Origin of the sequence: Xanthomonas sp. BRIP62418, assembly GCF_003993495.1 — a bacterium.
GTDB lineage: Bacteria > Pseudomonadota > Gammaproteobacteria > Xanthomonadales > Xanthomonadaceae > Xanthomonas > Xanthomonas euroxanthea.
In genome coordinates this window covers 1-398 of sequence record NZ_QEZG01000008.1, presented here as the reverse complement: position 1 = coordinate 398, position 398 = coordinate 1, and the positions used below count along the sequence as shown (strand labels likewise).

The window sequence follows — 398 nt, the reverse complement described above, 5'->3', positions numbered from 1 at the left end:
CATCACTGCGAAGTCAGTGGTCTGCGGCGGGCAGACGTACTTGTCGCTGATCGACTTGGCCTGGATGCGGATGGCGCGCTCCAGCTGCGCGGTCGAATTCTTGATCGCGTCCAGGTCGCCCTTTTCCTGCGCATCGATCAGGCGTTCGTAGTCCTCGCGCGGGAACTTGGCATCGACCGGCAGCCATACCACGGTGTCGTCGCCACGCCCCGGCAGGCGGATCGCAAAATCCACCGCTTCGGCGCTGTCGGGCCTGACCCGCACGCTGCGCGCGTACTGCTCCATCGTCAGCGTCTGCTCGAGGATGTTCTCCAGCTGCACCTCGCCCCAGCCGCCGCGGTCCTTGACGTTGGTCAGCACGCGCTTGAGATCGCCCACGCCGGTGGCCAGCTGCTGCA

At 66.1% G+C, this 398-nt stretch carries 1 protein-coding gene; it reads right to left on the bottom strand.

Features of this window, described 5'->3' with window-relative positions; translation table 11 throughout:
• Nucleotides 1-398: DNA recombination protein RmuC (gene rmuC / locus EO174_RS00030; RefSeq protein ID WP_126941553.1), on the bottom strand; the 398-nt coding region annotated here is incomplete at both ends.